The sequence below is a fragment of the Myxococcus hansupus genome (assembly GCF_000280925.3).
Taxonomy (GTDB): Bacteria; Myxococcota; Myxococcia; order Myxococcales; family Myxococcaceae; genus Myxococcus; species Myxococcus hansupus.
On record NZ_CP012109.1, the window covers coordinates 1,444,436 to 1,463,816 of the forward strand.

Consider the following 19,381-nt stretch of genomic DNA (forward strand, 5'->3'; position numbering starts at 1 on the left):
GGCGGTCTTGAATATTCGGTGCGCCGCGCCGTCGGAGCGCGGGTATTTCGCACCTGTCGCCAGGGGGAGTCTTCGAGATGATGCGTCATGTCAGGTTGTGTGGGGCCCTGGTGCTGGTGGCTGCCACCGTGCCGCTGACCGCCGGTGCCCAATCCCGAGGCCGCACGGACGGCCCCGAGGAATCCGAGTACGGCAAGGGTGGCTACAGCGGTCCCGGAGGACGGAGCGTGTCGCTCCAACTCGACTGGGGCGCGGCCATCAACTCCCGCAAGCCGCCCCGGGGCGCACCCGAGGGACCGCCGCTGTTCGTGGGCGCCACGCTCTCGCTGTGGGGCGCGGACTGGTTCCAGATGGATGTGAGCGGCGCCTACGTGTTCGACGGAGGCCGCTTCGTCGGCATGGTGGGCCCGCGCTTCCGGACCTGGGGCTGGCCGCTGGTGTTCACCGCGGGCCTGAAGGCCGGCGCCATCGTCATCCCGGAGGGAGAGGGGCTGCGCTTCGGCATCTCGCCGCAGCTCGGCGCCGAAGTCCTCCTGGGAGACCGCGAGAACATCCTGATGGCCCTCAACTACACCCCGGACATCCCCATTGGCGGCGGCGGCGTCACGCACCGGCTGGGCATGTCCGTGGGCTACAAGTTCTAGAGAGGAGGCCTCGACATGATTGCCCAGGTGCTCGCCGCCACGCTGGCGCTGGCCGTCAGCCAGGCGCCCGTCTCCGTTTCCAACCGGGGAAACCCGCAGGTGAACCTGCCGTTTCCCACGGGAGACGTGCAGACCTACAACATCATCCAGTGGGACCCGAACCAGCTCCCGCGCCTCTATGAGCGCTCCGACCAGCTCCCCCTCTCCGACGAGGAGCTGACCAAGCTGTCCCAGGCCGGCTTCGAGCCCGCCCAGTTGGTGAAGATGATCGAGGAGCGGCGCTGCGCCTGTGACGCCAGCGCGGATGGCCTCATCCGGCTCAAGAAGGCCGGCGTGGACAAGGACGTCATCGCGGCGGTGTCGCGGCATGGCCTGGCGCCCAACCGGTTCCTCAACCTGCTGGTGACGCTGGACTTCACCGGGGAGAGCCGCAGCGCGCGCGAGGCCTTCCTCTACTTCTTCGTGGACGACGGGGACATCACCCGCGTCTTCACCGCCAACATCCCGGAGCTCTTGCGCCGCCGCAACAGCCACGAGTCGACGGTGGACCGCAGCGACATCCTGGTGGCGCGCACCGTGCGCCGCGTCCAACTCGCGGGGCAGGTGCCGCTGCGCACCTACGGCAAGCACAACGTCCTGGTGGCCGCCAGCGCGAGCCCCACGCTCACGCACCCGTCCCAGCTCACGCAGCAGGAGCTGTCGCGGTCGCAGAGCTACACCTTCGACTATCCGCGCGCGTCGTTGCAGAACGTCTGCCGCCTGATGGCTGGGTACCGGCGTGACGCGGTGCTCGCCTACAGGTGGAACTTCGAGGGCAGCCGCTTCGAATGCGAATGGAACTAGGAGTGACCCGCACCATGAACACCCGCAACCTGCTGCTGTCCGCCTGCCTCGTCGCCTCGCTCACCGCCTGTGGGCCGCGCGCCTATACCCGGGGCACCTACGAGGACCCGAACACCATCGAGATGCTGTCGGATCGTTTCAACGAGAACGACCTGCAGCTCATCGCGAAGAAGATGGCGGACTCGCTCGCCAACTCGCCGCGCTTCTCCCAGCCCCAGCCGGACGGCGCGCTGCCCATCGTTCTGGTGGGCAAGCTGAAGAACAGCACCTCCGAGCACATCGACATGCGCTCGCTGGGCGACAAGATCCAGACGGCGCTGGCGCAGACGGGCCGCTTCGGCCTGGTGGACCAGCAGGCGCGCCAGGACATCGCGGAGGAGTACGAGTTCCAGCAGTCCGGCTACGTGGACCCCAACGCCGCCAAGGGGCCGGGGCAGCAGATCTCCGTGGACTTCCTGATGACGGGCGACCTCGCCTCCATCATCCAGGAGGTCGGCCGCGACAAGCTCGTCTATTACAAGATGACCGCGAAGCTGAACAACGTGCGGACCGGCCTCATCGAGTGGACCGACGAGAAGCAGATTCGCAAGAAGTTCGAGAAGCGCGGCGTGAGCTGGTAACGGGCGTTCCCCTTCCATGGCCTCTTCTTCCCGGAGCCCCATCCGCCTGAGCGGGTGGGGCGCGCTCGCGCTCGCGAGCGTCCTCCTCCTGTCGACGGGCTGCGCCGGTGACTATGTCGCGCGGACGCGCGGCGTGCGCTCCGCGTACCAGCAGGGCGACTACACGCGCGCGCTGGCGAACCTGGAGTCCGCGACGAAGGAGGGGCCGGCGCAGGACCAGCTCCTGGTGATGATGGACAAGGGCATGGTGCTGCACGCCGCCGGGAAGTGGGCGGAGAGCAACGCCGTGCTGGAGGAGGCGGAGCGGCTCAGCGAGCAGCTCGACAGCGTCTCCATCAGCGAGGAGGCGAAGACGCTCGTCACCAACGAGCGCCAGCGCACCTACCGTGGGGAGGACTTCGAGAAGCTGATGATTTCGGTGCTCCAGGCGCTCAACTACGTCGAGCTGGGTGACGACGAAGCGGCCATGGTGGAGGTCCGCCAGGTCAACGAGCGCATGGAGAAGATGATCGCCGAGGAGAAGAAGCCCTACGAGCAGCTCGCGATTGCCCGCTACCTGGGCGGCGTCATCCGGGAGGACCAGCGGGACTGGGACTCGGCCTACATCGACTACGCGAAGGCCTACGAAATCGCGCCCCGCAAGGAGGCGCTGGCCGAGCCGCTGCTGCGCCTGGCGAAGAAGGCGGGCCGCGACGACGTGTACGCGGAGCTGCTGGCCAGGTACCCGGACGTGGCGCACGAACCGCTGGCGCCCGGGGAGGGGCAGGTCGTCGTCGTGGTGGAGGCGGGGCTTGCCCCCGAGAAGCAGCGCGGCTCCCGGGACAGAGGGGGCGGCGGCGACCTGGTGGAGGTGCCCGTCTACCGGACGCGGGGGCTCGCTCCGCCCGTGAATGTGGCCCTGGAGGGGCAGTCCAAGACGGCGGCGACGGTGACGTCGTTGTCGGACGTGGCCGTTGTCCACCTGAATGATCGGATTGGCCGCCTGCTGGCGAAGCAGCTCGCGAACGCGGCGGTGAAGGCCGGCGTGGCGGCGGGCGTGGGGGCGCTGACGAAGAGCGAGGAGCTGGGGGTGCTGACCTTCCTCATCCTCAACGCGGTGAACGCCCCAGACCTGCGCTCCTGGCTCTCCCTGCCCGCCGAGTTCCAGGTGGCGCGCTTTCGTGTCCCCCCGGGGAGCCACACCGTGCGTGTGGCGGCCTGGGGGCACACGACGGAGCACCCCATCGAGGTGAAGCCGGGCCGAATCGGCGTTCTGGTGCTGCGACGCTACTGATTTGGTTTTTTGATGTAGGGTGCGCGCCCCATGTCGCCGGTCCTGGCCACGGTGGCCCTGTATTCCCTCATCATCGTCCTCGGCGCGCTCGCTGGCGCGGTCGTGGTCGTCCTGAACGATAGACCCACGCATCTGGTGCGCTTCCTGGCATTCGCCGCGGGCGTGATGCTGGGGGCTGCCTTCTTCCACATGCTGCCGGAGGCGTACGCCGGAGGCGGCTGGTGGGCCTTCGCGCTGGTGCCGGCGGGCTTCGTCTTCCTGCTGGTGCTGGAGCGCTACCTCGTCGCGCACGCGGGCGAGGACCACGGCGTGGCGGCGTCCTCCGGGCACACCGGGCATCCGGGCCACGTGCTGGGGCTCACCGCCTTCCTGGGCCTGTCCACGCACACGCTCTTCGACGGCATCGCGCTCGGCTCGGCGGTGGAGGAGGGCGTGGGGAGCATGGCGATGCTGGCCATCGTCGCGCACAAGGTGCCCTCCGCGTTGTCGCTGGCCACCATCCTCAAGTCGGAGGGGCGCTCGCGCTTCTCCATCCTGTCGCTCTCCACGCTGTACGGGATGATGGTGCCGGCGGGCGCGCTGCTCTACTTCATCTTCGACGCGATGCTGCACCTGGAGAGCCTGGGGGCGAAGGCGCTGGCCTTCTCCGCGGGAAACTTCCTCTACATCGCGGTGTCGGACCTGCTGCCGCACGTGCACCGGCATGGCAAGGACCAGCCGGGCCGCAACGTGCTGGCGCTCTTCGTGGGCCTGCTGCTGATGTTCCTGCTCGCGCGGCTCATGGGGCACCCCGGGCACCACCCGCACTGAGTGCCTCCGGCCCGCGAGCGGGCGCCTTCTCATGGAAAAACGCACTGACTGGTACGAGCACCCGCAGTACTACGAGGCCATCTTCGGCACGGACACCGTGCGCGAGGTGGACTTCCTCCTGGCGCTCAGCGAGCGCTTTGGCACCGGCGGCAAGGTGTGGCTGGAGCCCGCTTGCGGCGCGGGCCGGCTGGTGGAGGAGGCGGCCCGCCGGGGCCTGCGCGTGGTGGGCTACGACATCTCCGAGGCGATGCTCGCCCATGCGCGCAAGCGGCTCACGCCCGCGGAGCGCCGCCGCGTGAAGCTCGGCCCTTCGCGCATGGAGTCCTTCGCGGACCCGGCGCTGGAGGGGCAGGTGGACCTGGCGCACTGCCTGGTGTCGACCTTCCGCTACCTGGACAGCGAGGCCGCCGCGCGCCAGCACCTGGAGGGCACGCGCCGACTGCTCAAGCCGGGCGGCATCTACGTGCTCGGCTTCCACCTCACCGACTACGAGCGCGCGCGTCCCGAGCACGAGCGCTGGGTGGGGCAGGTGGGCGAGGACCGCGTCGTGTGCAACACGAACGAGGGCCTGCCGGAGCGCCGGGCGCGGCGCTCGGCCATGCGCAACCGCCTGCGCGTCACCGGGCCGGACAAGGACTGGCTCATCGAGACGCAGTGGCACTTCCGGACCTACAGCAGCGCCCAGGCCGCGAAGTTGTTCCGCGACGCCGGGCTCCGGGTGCTGTCCTGCTTCACCTTCGACTACGACATGGACGCACCCGTGGAGCGCGGCAGCCTCCGGTTGGACCGCGTCTTCATCCTCCAGCCGGACGCCGTGTCCCAGCCCGAGGACGCCCCGCCGCCGGCCCCTGCGTCCTCGCGGAAAGCGCCGAAAAAGGCCTCTACCCCTCAAAAACGGCTCAAGACTTCACGCTGAGGCCGTTAATCAGGGGTTTTCGGCGCACTATCGGTGGGTTTTGAGGGGCCTGCGTCCTGTTGGGACGCGGGCGCGTCCTATTGGGACGCGGATGAAGGCCCTTCCGAATCCGCGCTCGCGCCATCCTCGTGAAATCACGCCGGCAGAGTGTCTGGCACGCCACACGCATGGCGCTGCGACGAGGCGACCCGTGAAACGGGGCTGCCCCGCAGTATCGGAGTTTCGGGAACGCGGAAGGAGGGGCCGCTCCTTCCGCGTTCTTCATCTCCGCTACACTCCGTCCCCCTGATGTGGTTCCTGTCGGAGCCCGTCAGAGGGCCTAGGACGGAGGCGAGTGGATGCAAGACGAGATGGCGCAGCTCCTCACGGATTTGCGAGGAGCCAAGGACTTCGAGACCGCGGCGGCCGCCACCCTTCGGCGTTTGCAGGCGGTTGCCCAGGAGGCCGTTGCGTCCAGCCGGTACGCAGCCCGGGGCCGGGTGCTCCGCGGCATCGTCCACCTTCGCCCTGGTGAGGCCTACCGCAGCCTGGCTGCGCTGGATGTGGGCGCGGCGGAGATTACGGATGCCAGTGTAGGGACGCCCTTCTTCACCTCGGCCACGGCGTGGCGCGCGGTGGTGGAGCACCGGTGCGCGGTGTCCATCGACGTGAATGTCGGGACGGTGCAGCCGCACGCGCCCAACGCGCCGGTGACGGGGGACCCGAGCCTGGCGGGCTTCAACAGCCATGAGAGCCGGCAGCGGTTCCTCGGCCGTCACGCGACGCACGTGTGCGTGCTCCCGCTGCGCACGCCCGGGGGCGCCATCGAGGGGATGATTTCCCTGGAGGCGGACTGTCTGGCGGCGATGGGGCAGGAGTTCGTCTGGATGGACGCCGGCGACAGGCTTCAGCTCCTGGCGGACGTGGCGGCGCCGTACCTGGCGCGGCTGCCGCAGCGGCCCGTGGCCCGGCCGGAGGTGGACGAGTTCCTTCCGGTGGTGGGGCGCTCCATGGCGGAGCTGCTGCCCATCCTCCGCGTCTTCGCGTTGCAGGATGAGACCATCCTCATCAGCGGCGCCACCGGCGCGGGCAAGTCGCGGCTGGCGCGCTGGTGCCACGAGCGCTCCAACCGCCGCGGCAAGCCTTTCGAAACGCTGGACCTGGTGACGGTGCCCGAGGACCTCCAGATGGCGGAGCTCTTCGGCTGGAAGAAGGGCGCCTTCACCGGCGCGGTGCGCGACGCGCCCGGCAGCGTGGCCCGCGCGGAGGGCGGCACGCTCTTCATCGACGAAATCGACAAGCTGTCGCTCAAGGCGCAGGCGGGGTTGCTGCACCTCTTGGAGTCGCGCAGCTACCGACCGTTGGGCGAGGGCACCGGTGAGCGGCAGGCGGACGTGCGCTTCATCATCGGCACCAACGCGGACCTGCACGCGGAGGTGCGCGCGGGCCGTTTCCGCGAGGACCTCTACTACCGCGTCAACGTGCTGCCGGTGCGCATGCCGCCGCTGCAGGAGCGCCAGGACGAAATCCCCCTGTGGGCGCAGTACATGGTCAACCGCCGGCACCGCGAGCGCGCGCCAGAGGGCCACGCCCGGCTGATGAAGGAGGCGGAGCTGCTGCTGGTGGGGAGCGCCTGGCCGGGCAACCTGCGGCAGCTCGACAACATCGTCCGCCGCGCCTACACGCTGGCCATGGTGGAGCACGCGGACGCCCCGGGCGAGCTGGTGCTGCACGAGAAGCACGTCGCGCGGGCGCTGGACTACGAGCTGGCCCCGGGCGCCCGTCCGCTGCCCGAGGCGCTGCGCGCGGCGGCCCAGGCCTTCGTCGCGGAGGCGCGCCGGCGCAACGCGCCGTTGGATTTGGACCTGGCGGATGCCTTCCGCGGCATGGTGCTGGGGCTCGCCATCCGGCAGGTGGGCCGGGACGAGGGCTTCAAGCTGCTGGGGCGGGAGAGCCTGGTGAAGAACCGCAACCACCACAAGGCGCTCAAGCGCGAGCTGGAGAAGGTGGACTCGCTCTACAAGGCGCTGGGTGAGGACGGCTCGCCCTTCTCCGACTTGCTGTCGGAGGTCGAAGCCGCCTGAAGTGGAGCACGGCGCCCGGGGGACTACCGGGCGTCGGTGTGGGGGCGGTCCACGATGCCGGTGGCGCCCCGGGCCAGCTCGTCACACACGAGCGAGTGCAGCCGGAAGGCCATGCGCGCCTCCTGCACCACCTCGCGCGCCTCGTCCTCGTCCAGCTCCAGCCCGTCGAGGCGCGAGTGGAAGCGCACGCGGAAGGCCGCCAGCTCGGACTCGGGCACGGCGCCGTAGAAGGACGTGCCCTGTCCCTCCGCCAGCTCGAACGCGTCGGTGATTCGCTGGGCGCGGCGGTGCCCGGCGAACACGTCCAGGACGCAGCGCGCGTAGGCGTGCGCCACCAGCAGGTGGGGCGCGTCCTCGGAGACCTCCCGGATGCGCTCGGCGTGCAGCCGCGTCTCCACGCACGCGAAGGTCTCCGTGCGGGCGTCGCCGCAGAAGTACGTCAGGTCCGACTCGAGCGTGGAGGCCAGGCGCAGCTCGGGGAGCAGCAGCGCCGTCGTGAGCGTGGTGCCCATGACGCGGGGCAGGGCCGTCTCGAAGGCGGTGTAGAGCGTGTGCAACTGGCGCAGGTGGCTCACGTAGTGCTGGGCCCGGACGTACTGGCCATACAGGCCGCCTTCCCAGGCGTCGAAGAAGAGGGACTGGATGAACAGCGAGCGCTCCGCCTGCTCCGCCAGCTTCGCCGTCCCCTCCGCCAGCAGCACGGACAGCGGCTGGGGCCCCGTGGCCAGCGGCACCGACGCCGGGCGCTCCGGCTCCACCAACCGCTTCACGCGCGCGGACACGTCCGTGCGGGGCAGCCTCAACGTGCCGGTGGCGCTCACTGCTTCCACCCGCCGGCCAGCGCGCTCATCGTCAGCGGCTCGGTGTCCTCGTTCGAGAGCGACTCCAGCGGCGTCCCCAACTGCTGGAGCGCCTCCGCCACCGTCATGCCGATGGCCCGGAGGACCTCCTCCTCCACGCGAATCGTCACCGGCCCCATGGCCAGGTGGATGTGCCCGCAGGAGCACCGAGTCACCTCGGCGCACGGACCTCGCGCCAGCACCGTCTTGCCGCATCCCTGACCGACCATCGTCGTCATCCCTTGATTTTGATTTTGAATATCGAAATCAAAATGATGATGCACCAAAGGCGGGCGGAGAGCAAGCCCCCGCCTTTTCACGATTTACGGTGAGTGTGAGGAAGTAGACCCGTGTGTTCCCTCGGGGGCCGGTCAGCGCCCCAGGGGCTGGCGCTGGGCGTCCCGCAGGCCCACGAGCACGCTGTTGCCGTCGTCCGCCACGCGGAGCTCGCCGTAGCGGGCGCCCTCGTAGCGGTCGGCGTGGCCCTCCTGGAAGAAGAAGGACTCCGCGCCGAGCCGGAAGCGCTCCGCGCGCACGCGGTAGCGGAGCTTCAGCTCATCGGCGGCCAGCGGCGTCTCGGGGGCGTCGTAGCGGGTGAAGGTGCCCACGCCGTTCGCGTCCAGCTTCAGCACCAGGCGTCCGTCGGAGGGGAGGGTGGCGGTGTCGTCTCTCCGGTCCCGGCTGATGGCGTAGTCCAGCACCATGTAGTCGCCCTGCATCAGCGAGCGCGGGTCCACCGGCGCCAGCTCCAGCAGCACCACCTTGCCCGAGCGAAGCACGCGCTCCTTCTGGAGGACGAGCCCCGTGGGGACGAGCAGGGCGAAGGCCAGCCCGCCGAGGATGACCGCCGTGCGCAGCATCACCGCACCTCCGTCGCCGGGGCGGGGAAGCGCCGCAGCAGGAACGAGCGCAGGCCCAGGAACACCAGCCCGCCGCCCATCAACGCCAGGGACTTGGCCAGCAGCGTGAGGCCCAGGTCGTAGTAGTAGTAACTGCCCGCGGCGAGCAGGAACGTCACCGCCAGCCCCAACAGCACGCTGCTGCGCCGGTGGAAGCCGAGCACCAGCATGCCCACGGCGGCGATGACCGCCGGCGTGTGTGGCGTGAGCACCGCCAGGAGCGCCAGGGCCGCGAACACCGCCGCGCCGGCCACGCCCGTGGGGGTGATGCGCAGCTCCTGGAGCACCCGCCACACGGTGTACAGCGTCAGCGCCGTCAGCCCCAGGGTGAGCACGCTGTTCGGCATCCCCGAGGAGATTTCAAAGCCCGCGTCGGACAGCCCCCGCGTGCCTCGGACGAGCAGCGCCGCCGGGACGATGAACGCGAGCGAGAACGCCACCGGGCCCACCCAGTCACCGCGGCTGAGCTGGCGCAGGCGGACCTGCTCCACGATGAGGACGTGCATCAGCACCGCGCTGCCCAGCAGCAGCAAGTCCACGCCGTAGCCCCCCGCGGCCTTATAGGCGAGAACACTGGCGGAGGCGATGATGCCCCCGGTGCTCAAGAAGCGGAGGACGGCGTCCGGGTAGATGGCGAGCAGGACGGCGCTGATGGTCAGTCCGGCGAAGGCCGTGGTGACCTCGCTCTCGGCGTCGATGCCGATGCTGGCGACCATCATCCAGGCGCCCGCGAGGCACAGGGCCAGGGCCAGTTGTTCCACGAAGACGCCGTGGACCTCGCGGCGCAGAAACGTGGCGCCGCCGCACAAGAAGAGGCCCAGCACGCCCATCACCGCCTTGTTCTCCAGGATGCCCGTGCAGGCGAAGAAGCTCACCACGAACACGGCGGCCATCCAGGCGCCAAGGCCCGAGAACGCTCTCACGAACCAGGGGACGGCCGTGGACTTGCGCTGGTGGGCTTCCAGGGCGGTACGGGCGGGCTCCACGGCGTCGGGGCCGAGGTGGCCTTCTTCCTGGAGCGTGTTCAACACCTGCTGCACGGAGGGACGCAAGGCCATGTCAGGACTCCTCCGAGGCGCCGGTGACGCGGGCTTCGTGCCGCAGCCACATCACGGCGAGCGCCACCTGCCCGATGACGAAGAGCGGCATGACGAAGAGGCCGAAGACCTCCGCGTCACGGCCGAAGTCGAAGACGAAGCTGGTGGCGCTGGACGTCAGCAGCGTCATCACGGTCAGCGCGCCGAGGGTGAGCATGAACAGCTCGCCCTGCAGGTGCCGGTGCAGCGCGTACTCGGCCGCGAGCGTCGCCAGCACCAGCAGCAGCGCCACCCCGGCGCCGGTGGTCGCGCGCGTGGGTGACGTGACGAGCGGCACCGACGCGATGAGCAGGGGTGTCACCGTCATCACCGCAAGCACGCGCGGCACCCAGCGCGCCTGGAGCCAGGACACCCGCAGGTTGGCGAAGTGCTCATAGGTGGCCCAGGTGAAGCCGTTGAGTCCGCCCAGCGCCACCGCCAGCCAGTACTCCCGGCCCTCCTTCGTGCCCAGCACCTGCTCCCAGAAGAGGAGGATGCCGGTGTTGGTCAGCACCAGCGCCAGCAGCCCCAGGGGCGGGAAGCGCGACACCGCGACCCAGGGAAGAATGAGGACCGTCCACCCCACGAACAGCTCATAGGGGTCCGCGCCCGTCTGGTAGGCCTGCCCGTAGACGGCCAGCAGCCCGCCCACGAGCACCGACGCGGTGAACAGCGACATCTGCCCGCCGAGCGTCTCGCCCAGCTTCCAGGCGCTCAGCGCGGCGCCAGCGATTGCCACCGCGATGAGGCCCATCTTCGCGAAGCGATGCATCTCCGCCCAGTTGTAGGCGAAGAAGTAGATGACGCCCGCGAGCACCAGCAGCGCGCCCAGGCCCAGCAGCGTGGTGGACAGGAAGCGACGCCAGTCCGCGCGCGGCGGCGTCGCCACGGACAGGTGCAGCGCGCGCTCCATCGCGGTGGGGGACAGCACCCCCGCGTCCGCGAGTGCTCGCAGGCGGTCCGGCGTCGCGTCCAGGTCGAACGGTTGTTTCGGCACGGACGCAGTCTAGCGGCCTGGATGGGTGGCGCGTCCATCCTCGTGAGCGCGGCACCCGGCCGCGGGCCCGCCAGGGGGCCGTGATACATTGCACGGCTGCGTGGCGGACACGCGTATCCAGGGGGAAGCCAGCACATGGCGAAACTGGAGTGCCCGAAGTGCGGTGAGCTGCTCGAGGTGACGGGGCGTTCCCCGGGCGTCCTCCTCACCTGTGCCTGTGGGAACGTGGCCCGCGTGCCTTCGCGGGTGTGGGGGCTGGGGCTTCGTGGCCTGGCCGCGGCATTGGGGTTGTTGCTGCTCTGTCCCTGCGCCGGCGTCCTCGCCGCCATCGCCATCCCCAACTACAACAAGCTGACGGTGCGCTCCAAGCAGCGGGAGTGCAAGACGAACCTGAGGGCCCTCTTCACCGCGCAGCGCAGTCACGCCGCGGAACATGATGCCTACGCGCCTGGCATCGTCAAAACAGGCTTCCTGCCGGAGCCTGGCAATCGCTATGCGTATTTCATGGCCGCGGGTCCCATATCGCCCCGCGACACGCGGGGGGCGGAAGTCAGTGCGGACGCAGTGGGGATTGGCGTGGACCGGTCCATGGATGACCGCATCCGCCCCGTCACCTTGGAGGACCTGCCCCCGTGGGTCACCCGGCAACTGGGCGTTTCGGGGGCCTGCCCCGAATGCCAGCTCACCATGGCCTGCGCGGGGAACATCGACGTCGATGACACGCTGGATGTCTGGCTCATCTCCACGCGCGAGCTCACCGACGCGGATGGAAGCCGTGTTCCGCCCGGTGTCCCGGTGAATGTCGTGAACGACGTCAATGAGTGACGTCCGCCACTCCCGGGTGCCGCGCTCACCGGAGGGGCGCGCCGGACACCTCGCTGTGATTGAGGTCGTGGCTGCTGTTGAGGATTCGCTGGCGAGACGGGGGTGATAGGGTGCCGCGCTTTCCGCGCATTGGGGTGCGGACATCTTCAGGGGGATTCTTCAATGGCAGCCATTCCATGTCCTGCGTGCGGCGCGAAGCTCGAGGTGACGGGCCTCAAGGCGGGGGCGACCGTCCAGTGCGCTTGCGGCAACAAGACCTCCGTGCCGCGGGGCAGCCGGAAGAAGGTCTTCCTCATCGTGGCGGGCGCGCTCGCCTTGTTGTTCGTCCCGTGTTTCCTCATCTTTGTCGTGGGGTCGCTCAGCGGCTTCCAGCGCTACCAGGGCCGCGCGATGCAAAGCATCTGCAAGGTGTCGCTGAAGCAGTGGTACACCGCGCAGAAGGTTCATTACCTGGAGCACGACACCTACGAGCCCGCCTTCTCGAAGGTGGGGTTTGAAATCCCGCGCGGCAATCAACAGCTCTTCCTGGTGGGCGTCGACCCGGTGGATTTGCGTGACACCGCGGGGGCCCCGGCGGTGGAGGACGCGGTCGCGGTGGGCGTGGACGTCGCGACGAACCCGAAGTTGAAGTCCATCGCGCTCGGTGATGTGCCGGTTCTCGCCATCACGCAGGTGGGCGTGACAGGGGAGTGCCCCGAGTGCGACATCACGGCCGCGTGTCTCGCCAATCTCGACGGTGATGACGACCTGGACGTGTGGCTCATCTCCACGGGGGAAGTCGTCGGGCCGGATGAGAAGCCCGTGCCGCCCGGCGAGCTCCTCCACTTCGCGAGCGACCTGGATGACTGACGGGCGCTGAGCGCGGCTCAGTCGCGGGTGATGAGCACGGGCGTGGGCAGGGGACGCTCCTCGCAGTCGAGGGCGGACCCGTCCTCCCAGGCCAGCATCAGCAGGTCCGCGGGTCCCTCCAGCGCGATGATGGGATGGTGCCACTGGCCGGGGCGGTAGTTCACGCCCTGGCCCGGGCCACAGACGAAGGCTTGCAGTCGGTCCAGGTCCGGCTCGCCTCGCGCATCCTCCGGACACACGACGACCAGGAAGCGCTGACACGCGAGCGCCACGAACATCTGCGTGGAGCAGGGGTGGCGCTCCAGCAGGCGCACCTCGAAGGGCAGCGTCTTCGCCACCGAGCGGAACACGGCGAGGTTAGGCTTCGCCTCGGGCCGGCTGCCGGTCAGGTTCGCCACCCGGTCGAAGCGCGTGGCCGTGCCCTGGTTGGCGCTGTTGCCACCGGCGAGCTCCAGCCCGATGACGTCCCCGAAGGGTGCGAAGGCCTCCCGCGTGAGTGGCTGGGCCCGGACGGGCGGTCGCATGGCGTGTTCTCCTCGCTCAGTCGCGTGAGTCATCGTCGTCCACGAGCATCATCCCGTGCTTCGTGAGCAGCTTGCGCAGGTAGACGCGGGCAATGCCGGCCTCCCGCGCGGCGCGGGAGATGTTCCGGTCGCAGCGGGTGATGAGGCCCTGGAGGTAGTCCCGCTCGAAGACCTCGATGAGCCGCTCCTTCGCTTCCTTGAAGGGCAGCTCCGTCTCCGGCGTCGCCGTGGGCACCCGCACCGCGCCCGAGGGCGACTCCATGGGGGGCAGGGTGTCCTCGCCCAGGTGGACGGCCTGCTCCACCACGTTGCGCAGCTCACGCACATTGCCGGGCCATGGGTACTGGGCCATCAGCGCGCGGGTCTGCTCGGTCAGGGCGCTGGGAGGCCGGCCCATTCGCTCCAGCATGGCGTCGATGAGCAGCGGCAAGTCGTCGGCCCGCTCCCTCAGCGGTGGCGGCACCACCTTGAGCACCGCGAGCCGGTGATAGAGGTCCTTGCGGAACCGGCCCTGCTGGACGGCCTGCTCCAGGTCCACGTGCGTGGCCGCCACGACGCGCATGTCCACCGTGCGGTAGTCGTTGGCGCCCACGCGCTTCACCTGACGGCGCTCCAGCACGCGGAGGAGCCGGGGCTGGAGCTCCAGCGGCAGCTCGCCCACCTCGTCCAGGAAGACGGTGCCGCCCTGCGCGCGCTCGAAGGCGCCCGCCCGCTCGCCCTGGGCTCCGGTGAAGGCGCCCCGCACGTGCCCGAACAGCTCCGACTCCATCAGGGACGGCGGAATCCCCGCGATGTCCACGATGATGAAGGGGCCCTCGGCCCGGGCGCCCTCCTTGTGGAGGGCCTCCGCGCACAGCTCCTTGCCCGTTCCCGTCTCGCCCTGGACGAGCACGTCACCGCCGCCCGCCGCCACGCGCTCCAGGAGGGTGAACAGCTCGCGCATCTTCACGCTGCCGCCCACGAGGGCGCCGAAGCGCTTCCTCGAGGACAGCGGCATGACGCGCTCCCTCGAATCCTCCGGAACCACCTTGAGGACGACGGTGCCCAGCGTCAGCACGGCGCCAGGGCGCACCTCCAGTTCGGTGAAGCGCACCCCTTCGAAGAAGGAGCCATTGCGCGAGCCCAGGTCGGTGGCCACCACCCGCTCCTCGCTCACCTCCAGTTGGAGGTGCTGCCGGGACACGACGCGGTCCGTCAAGATGACGTCGCACGTCGACGACGTCCCGAGCCGGACGACGCCGGGGCGCAGCGCGTGGCTCTGACCCGCCTGCTCGCCGGAAAGCACCAGCAGCTTCAGCCGTAAAGGGCCCCGCCGCATCATGGGGACGGGGGCCGTCCGGACCAGCTCGTCTGGCACCACGTCATTGTCACCTGGGTCCGCCACGGTCCGCAGGCTACCACCTCGCACGTGAGGGGGAGGGGGGTGACAACTGTTGTTGCCACCTGACAACCGCGGTTATCGCCCTCCCAGGCGTCGCGTTGCGGTGCGTTCCCTCGGGAGCGGCCCCTCCGCCCCGCCAGCGACGCCCCGGAACGCCCTGGCATGTCCACTGCAATGCCCTGGATCCGAATCTGAAACACCAGGTCCGCGCAGCCCGCCCGCGATGTCTTGCCTTGAATGGCCAGACGCTTCGCGGGTGGGCTTGTTTGTGTTTGTTTTGTGCTCGTTTCCCTCTAAGGCGCGCGGAAAATAAATAAAAACACCGCAGGAAACACCGCGCGGGTCCGACAGAGAATGTAAATGTAGTCAGCGCTCGGGGCTTTCGGCTGAAACAGCCACTCGCTCCCAATCCAAACCATCGCTGTCATTGAAACCAGGAGTCACGACCATGAGCCTGTCCATCGCCAAGTCCGCCGTGTGCAACAGCTTCTCCTCCAACGCCCGCGGCTGCGGCCCCACGGACCGCTACCAGGCCGCCTACCAGTCGATGGACCCGTCCAAGGCGGCGCAGACGGTGCTCAAGCACTTCGACGCCATCGAGGGCGTGGGCATGAACGCCAGCGGCGCGGGCGCCGGTGACAACAACATCGGGACGTCGGAGCTCCGGCGCGTCGCGGAGCCGAACAGCGGCTTCCCTCCCGAGGTCCGCGCCGCCGCGAAGTGGATGCTGGACCACCCCATCGCGCTGCGCTCGCTGGACCAGGGCGCCAGCAAGGCCCACGGCGGCAACAACGAGGTGCACCTGAGCAAGGCGGACCTCCAGGCGCACGCCAAGAACGCCTCGGACTGCAACGCGCCTCAGCGGCCCACCTTCCCGCAGCGCCCGTCGCCCTGCGGCCCTGGCTTCGGCGGGGGCTCCGGCTTCGGCGGGGGCTTCGGGGGCTTCGGTGGCATGCAGGGCCTGCCCAACCCGCACCGCCCCAACCTGCCGCCGCGGCTGGACCTCTGCGGGCCTTCGTTCGGGCAGGGGCCGCAGTCGCCCTTCGGCGCCGGTCGTCAGGGCCCCATGGATGTCTACAAGGCGGCCCAGACGCTGAAGGACCACTTCAACTTCGCCGAGGGCGTCGGCATGAACGGCAGCGGCAAGGGCGCGGGTGACAACAACATCGGCCTGTCGGAGCTCAAGCGCGTGGCCGACCCGAAGAGCGGCGCGCCGAAGGAGCTCCGCGAGGCGGCGCAGTTCCTGCTCAACCACCCCACCGCGCTGAAGTCGGTGGACCAGGGCGCCAGCAAGTCCAAGTCCGGCAAGGAGGTCCACATCAGCCTCCAGGACCTGGAGGCCTTCACGGCGAAGGCGCCCCAGCGTGAGACGCAGTCGAACCGGCTGGACCTGGCGCAGTTCATGGGCCGGGCGAGCATCTGGGGCTGAGCTTGCCTGCCGTCCCCTGACACTGGCGCCTCCGGGGGGGAGGGCCCAGTGTCAGGGACATGGCAACCACCGACATCACGAAAGCCAACTTCAAGGAAATCGTCTCGAAGGAGGGAATCGTCCTGCTCGACTGGTGGGCCGAGTGGTGCGCGCCGTGCCGCACCTTCGCGCCTGTCTTTGAACAGGCGAGCTCGAAGAACCCGGACATCGTCTTCGGGAAGCTCGACACCGACAAGGAGGTGGAGCTGGCGGGCGCGTTCGCCATCCGCTCCATCCCCACGCTGATGGTCTTCCGTGACGGCATCATGTTGTTCGAGCAGGCAGGCGCGCTGCCGGCCAACGCGCTCGATGACCTCATCCGCCAGGTGCGCGCGCTCGACATGAATGAGGTGCGCAAACAACTGGTGGACCGGCAGGCGGGGGAGGGGGCCTCGCCGCAGGCCTGAGGCGGCTCGCCGCGGATCGACGTGACGATGGCGGGGCCTCCGGGGGGAGGGCCTCCGCCATCGCCGCGTTTCAGCTCACGACCTGCACCTTGCCGTGGTCGTCGCAGTGGCCGTCGTGCGGGTGATGCAGGTGACCGTCCACGAGATAGTCCATGTGGTCTCCGTGGGGCGCGGCCGCATGGCCACACGAGGGGCCGTGGCGGTGCGTGCCCTCATGGGCACCACAGGCGTGCTTCGGCGTGCATTGCGCGGGGTTGCGCGCGTCCTCGGCGAGGGTGCACTCGTCCGTGTGGTCCGCGTGCGAGTGGTGCAGGTGCCCGTCGTGCAGGTAGTCCACGTGGTCCTTGTGCTGGATGGCGGGGTGGCCACAGCCCTTGGCATGGACGTGGTCATGGGCCTCGTGAGTCTTGTGATTCATGGCAGCCTCCCTGGCGGCGGTGTCCGTGGATGACACAGCGGGACGGTCGCCATCCGAGAGGGCCAGGACAAGCGCCGCCAGGACGAGCTCCGACCTCCGGACCGGGCCGTGTCGCCCGGAATGCGTCGGGGCGCCGGCCTGCCGGGCGGCCGTTCGTGAAGCACGTTCATGCGGTGGCCGGTCCGGGGTGAATGTCGACGGTGTGCAGCAGGCGATTCGCTGCTGCCACCACGGTGGCAACAGGGTGGCGGTACCTCATGCGTCTCACCTCGACACGGGACGCAAACGATGTTCACGCTTTCACTCAATGGGTTCGCGGTTCTTCTCTCGGCGGCGGCGCAGGGGATGCTCGGCGCGGTGTGGTACATGGGGGTCATCCCGAAGCCGTACGCGCTGGCGCTCGGGCGCACCGACCTCGTGGGCCGCAAGCCAGAGCCGCTCTTCATCGCGGGGCCCCAAGTGTGCATGCTCGTGGTGACGCTGGGGAACGCGATGCTGCTGCGTGCGCTTCACATCGACGCGATGCCGGATGCGCTCGTGTTCGGTGCCCTCAGCGGCGTCGGCTATATCGTCGCCACGGTGTTCAACGTGGCCATCAACCCGAACATCCCGCGGCCGCTCCTGTACGGCGTCATCAACGCGCCGTACTTCCTGGTCAGCAACCTCGTGAGCTGCGCTATCCTGACCGCGATGGCATAGCGCAGAGGACGCATGCGACGCGCTGACCGCTTGTTCGAGATTCTGCAGGTGCTGCGGCGGGCGAAGGGGCCGATGACGGCCAGTTCAATCGCCGAGCAGCTCGAGACGAGTCAACGCACGGTGTACCGGGACCTCGCGGCGTTGATGTCGCGTCGCGTGCCGATTCGCGGAGAAGCGGGGGTCGGCTACGTGCTCGAGCGCGGCTTCGACCTGCCGCCGCTGATGTTGACGCCGAGCGAGGTCGAGGCGGTGGTGCTCGGCGCGCAATGGGTGGCGGCCAACGCGGACAAGACGTTGTCGGCCGCGGCGGGAGATGTCCTGGCGAAGGTCGCCGCCATCGTTCCCAAGCACCTGCGCGAACTGGTCGACGACCCCGTGGTGGGCATTCCACCCCCAAGCCAGCGGCAGCCGGACGGAACTGTCGACGTGGGCCGACTGCGGGAGTGGTCGCGGAAGCAATTGAAGCTTCACATCCACTACGCCGACGCGGAAGGCACGATGAGCCAGCGCACGGTGTGGCCCTTTCTCGTGGGCTACGTGACCGGCGTCCGCGTGTTGATTGCGTGGTGTGAGCTGCGTCGGGACTTTCGATACTTCAGGACGGAGCGTTTGCTCAGCGTGGACTTCCTCGACGCGCCGTACCCGGAGCGCCGTTCCGCCTTGCGCCGGCGCTGGGAAGCCCAGCGGCGTCCGTCGAAGACGTAGCGGGGCGTGGGCGCCGGCCATCCCTCGTGAACGGGCAGCCTGTCTCGGACCGCGGTGCGAGCCTCACGCTTCTGGGGCCCCGGCGAGGAACGCCTTCAGCTCCGGGAGGACGCGCTCCGGGCGCTCCTGGTGGGGGCTGTGGCCCGCGTCCAGGCGCAGGAGCCGGGCGTTGGGGAGGCGCCGTGCCGCCTGCTCGGCGAGGGAGACGGGCAGGACCTCCTCGTGTTCACCCCAGACAAGGAGCACCGGCGCCGTCACGGAATCGAGCTTCTCCTCGCGGTGGAAGACGGCGCCTGTCACGGGCACGAGCCGGTTGAAGGCCCGGGGGGCCTCGGGGCTGGCTCCCGGCCGGGCGAGCAGCTCGTACTCCAGGGCGCCCAGCCGCTGACCCAGGGGCGTTGGCGGGGGCGGCATCATCCGGGCCCAGGCCCAGGGGCCCAGGGAGCGAGCCAGGCGCTCCGGTCCGGCGTGGAAGAAGAGGCGGGCCTTGCGCGTCAGCTCGGGCCCCAGGCCCATGGCGTCCACCAGGGCCAGTCGCTCCACGGGCACCCGGGCGCGCAGCGCGAGCTCCAGCGCCACCAGCCCGCCCAGCGAGTGGCCCACCACGGACACCGGGCCGGGGGCGAGCCGGGCCAGCAGCGCCTCGACGGGGGCGGTGAAGAAGGCCAGCCCGTCCTCGGCGGTGGCCAGGGGGCCCTCGGTGGGGGACGACAAGCCGAAGCCGGGCAGGTCCACCGCCAGCACCCGGTGGCTCCGGGCCAGCGCCGTCAGATAGGCGAACCACTGGGAGGCCGCGCCGCCGCGCCCGTGCAGCAGCACCACCGTGGGGCCCGTGCCCGCCTCCAGGACCCGGAGGGCCCCTCCGCCCGGCAACCAGTGAACCGTCGCCGAGACGGCCGGGGCCAACTGGGCGAGCAGCGCGGCCTCCACCGGCCCCACGGCGGGGGCCTTCATGGTGTGCCCCAGCACGCGGCGGTCCGCCGGGAGTGGAACAAGGGTTGGCGTGGCGGCTGTGAGTGGTACATGGGGAGGACACTCCAGGAGGAGCGGACGGACGGGCAACTTACTGGAATGCGCGGCCCTCTGCGGTGTTGAGCCGGATACCCTGTAAACCCTAGGCTGCCC

22 protein-coding genes are annotated in these 19,381 nt (G+C 69.7%); 13 read left to right on the forward strand and 9 right to left on the reverse strand.

Annotation, left to right across the window (positions count from 1 at the left end):
• The first annotated feature begins 77 nt into the window (after nucleotides 1-77).
• The 7 genes from A176_RS05960 to A176_RS05990 all read left to right on the forward strand — a co-directional run bounded on the left by A176_RS05960 (nucleotide 78) and on the right by A176_RS05990 (nucleotide 7,169).
• Nucleotides 78-644, forward strand: coding sequence for a hypothetical protein (locus tag A176_RS05960; RefSeq protein ID WP_002634496.1), 567 nt, complete (start codon nucleotides 78-80; stop codon nucleotides 642-644).
• Between the two features lie 15 nt (nucleotides 645-659).
• Nucleotides 660-1,487 (forward strand): hypothetical protein, encoded by an 828-nt coding sequence (locus tag A176_RS05965; RefSeq protein ID WP_002634495.1) that lies wholly within the window; start codon nucleotides 660-662, stop codon nucleotides 1,485-1,487.
• 14 nt (nucleotides 1,488-1,501) lie between these two features.
• Nucleotides 1,502-2,107 (forward strand): penicillin-binding protein activator LpoB, encoded by a 606-nt coding sequence (lpoB, locus tag A176_RS05970; RefSeq protein WP_002634494.1) that lies wholly within the window; start codon nucleotides 1,502-1,504, stop codon nucleotides 2,105-2,107.
• 16 nt (nucleotides 2,108-2,123) lie between these two features.
• The gene (locus tag A176_RS05975) at nucleotides 2,124-3,380 is read left to right on the forward strand and encodes a COG3014 family protein (protein ID WP_002634493.1); all 1,257 of its coding nucleotides are present in this window, start codon (nucleotides 2,124-2,126) and stop codon (nucleotides 3,378-3,380) included.
• A 30-nt stretch (nucleotides 3,381-3,410) separates the two neighbouring features.
• Entirely contained in the window at nucleotides 3,411-4,190 is a 780-nt protein-coding gene (locus A176_RS05980) for a ZIP family metal transporter (RefSeq protein WP_002634492.1), read from the forward strand.
• A 31-nt stretch (nucleotides 4,191-4,221) separates the two neighbouring features.
• Nucleotides 4,222-5,106, forward strand: coding sequence for a class I SAM-dependent methyltransferase (locus tag A176_RS05985; protein ID WP_002634491.1), 885 nt, complete (start codon nucleotides 4,222-4,224; stop codon nucleotides 5,104-5,106).
• A gap of 338 nt (nucleotides 5,107-5,444) precedes the next feature.
• Complete coding sequence (locus tag A176_RS05990; RefSeq protein WP_002634489.1) at nucleotides 5,445-7,169, forward strand: sigma-54-dependent transcriptional regulator; 1,725 nt, start codon at nucleotides 5,445-5,447, stop codon at nucleotides 7,167-7,169.
• Between the two features lie 23 nt (nucleotides 7,170-7,192).
• On the opposite strand, the gene A176_RS05995 is transcribed toward A176_RS05990, so the two are convergent.
• From A176_RS05995 to A176_RS06015, 5 genes are all read right to left on the reverse strand, one after another.
• Nucleotides 7,193-7,990: a biliverdin-producing heme oxygenase gene (locus tag A176_RS05995; RefSeq protein ID WP_002634488.1), complete on the reverse strand. Its 798-nt coding sequence runs from the start codon at nucleotides 7,988-7,990 to the stop codon at nucleotides 7,193-7,195.
• Entirely contained in the window at nucleotides 7,987-8,247 is a 261-nt protein-coding gene (locus A176_RS06000; RefSeq protein ID WP_226994213.1) for a hypothetical protein, read from the reverse strand. The genes A176_RS05995 and A176_RS06000 overlap by 4 nt, the downstream gene beginning before the upstream one ends.
• 132 nt (nucleotides 8,248-8,379) lie before the next feature.
• Nucleotides 8,380-8,868, reverse strand: a complete 489-nt coding sequence (locus A176_RS06005; RefSeq protein WP_002634486.1) for a GDYXXLXY domain-containing protein — start codon at nucleotides 8,866-8,868, stop codon at nucleotides 8,380-8,382.
• Entirely contained in the window at nucleotides 8,868-9,965 is a 1,098-nt protein-coding gene (locus tag A176_RS06010; protein ID WP_002634485.1) for a DUF4401 domain-containing protein, read from the reverse strand. The genes A176_RS06005 and A176_RS06010 overlap by 1 nt, the downstream gene beginning before the upstream one ends.
• A gap of 1 nt (nucleotide 9,966) precedes the next feature.
• Nucleotides 9,967-10,980: a DUF2157 domain-containing protein gene (locus A176_RS06015; RefSeq protein WP_002634484.1), complete on the reverse strand. Its 1,014-nt coding sequence runs from the start codon at nucleotides 10,978-10,980 to the stop codon at nucleotides 9,967-9,969.
• 135 nt (nucleotides 10,981-11,115) lie between these two features.
• Here A176_RS06015 and A176_RS06020 point away from each other — a divergent pair, with 135 nt between their 5' ends.
• Both A176_RS06020 and A176_RS06025 read left to right on the forward strand, forming a co-directional pair.
• Entirely contained in the window at nucleotides 11,116-11,805 is a 690-nt protein-coding gene (locus tag A176_RS06020) for a fimbrial protein (protein WP_002634483.1), read from the forward strand.
• A 162-nt stretch (nucleotides 11,806-11,967) separates the two neighbouring features.
• Complete coding sequence (locus A176_RS06025; RefSeq protein WP_021781092.1) at nucleotides 11,968-12,654, forward strand: hypothetical protein; 687 nt, start codon at nucleotides 11,968-11,970, stop codon at nucleotides 12,652-12,654.
• Between the two features lie 17 nt (nucleotides 12,655-12,671).
• Here A176_RS06025 and A176_RS06030 read toward each other — a convergent pair whose 3' ends face one another.
• Nucleotides 12,672-13,178 (reverse strand): ureidoglycolate lyase, encoded by a 507-nt coding sequence (locus A176_RS06030; protein WP_002634481.1) that lies wholly within the window; start codon nucleotides 13,176-13,178, stop codon nucleotides 12,672-12,674.
• 16 nt (nucleotides 13,179-13,194) lie between these two features.
• Nucleotides 13,195-14,499 carry a sigma 54-interacting transcriptional regulator gene (locus A176_RS06035; RefSeq protein WP_044889661.1) on the reverse strand — a complete coding sequence of 435 codons (1,305 nt, stop codon included), beginning with the start codon at nucleotides 14,497-14,499 and terminating at the stop codon, nucleotides 13,195-13,197.
• A 508-nt stretch (nucleotides 14,500-15,007) separates the two neighbouring features.
• Between A176_RS06035 and A176_RS06040 the strand changes: the two genes are divergently transcribed.
• Entirely contained in the window at nucleotides 15,008-15,988 is a 981-nt protein-coding gene (locus A176_RS06040; protein WP_002634479.1) for a hypothetical protein, read from the forward strand.
• A 59-nt stretch (nucleotides 15,989-16,047) separates the two neighbouring features.
• Nucleotides 16,048-16,434, forward strand: a complete 387-nt coding sequence (gene trxA / locus A176_RS06045) for a thioredoxin (protein ID WP_002634478.1) — start codon at nucleotides 16,048-16,050, stop codon at nucleotides 16,432-16,434.
• 70 nt (nucleotides 16,435-16,504) lie between these two features.
• Here the strand turns inward: trxA and A176_RS06050 are convergent, their stop codons facing one another.
• Nucleotides 16,505-16,852, reverse strand: a complete 348-nt coding sequence (locus tag A176_RS06050; protein ID WP_002634477.1) for a hypothetical protein — start codon at nucleotides 16,850-16,852, stop codon at nucleotides 16,505-16,507.
• Between the two features lie 288 nt (nucleotides 16,853-17,140).
• Between A176_RS06050 and A176_RS06055 the strand changes: the two genes are divergently transcribed.
• Nucleotides 17,141-17,551, forward strand: coding sequence for a DUF1761 domain-containing protein (locus A176_RS06055; RefSeq protein WP_002634476.1), 411 nt, complete (start codon nucleotides 17,141-17,143; stop codon nucleotides 17,549-17,551).
• Nucleotides 17,552-17,563: 12 nt separating this feature from the next.
• Nucleotides 17,564-18,256 (forward strand): helix-turn-helix transcriptional regulator, encoded by a 693-nt coding sequence (locus A176_RS06060; RefSeq protein WP_002634475.1) that lies wholly within the window; start codon nucleotides 17,564-17,566, stop codon nucleotides 18,254-18,256.
• A gap of 63 nt (nucleotides 18,257-18,319) precedes the next feature.
• On the opposite strand, the gene A176_RS06065 is transcribed toward A176_RS06060, so the two are convergent.
• A complete protein-coding gene (locus A176_RS06065) occupies nucleotides 18,320-19,210 on the reverse strand; it encodes an alpha/beta fold hydrolase (protein WP_044889660.1) in 891 nt (296 codons plus the stop codon).
• Nucleotides 19,211-19,381 lie beyond the last annotated feature (171 nt).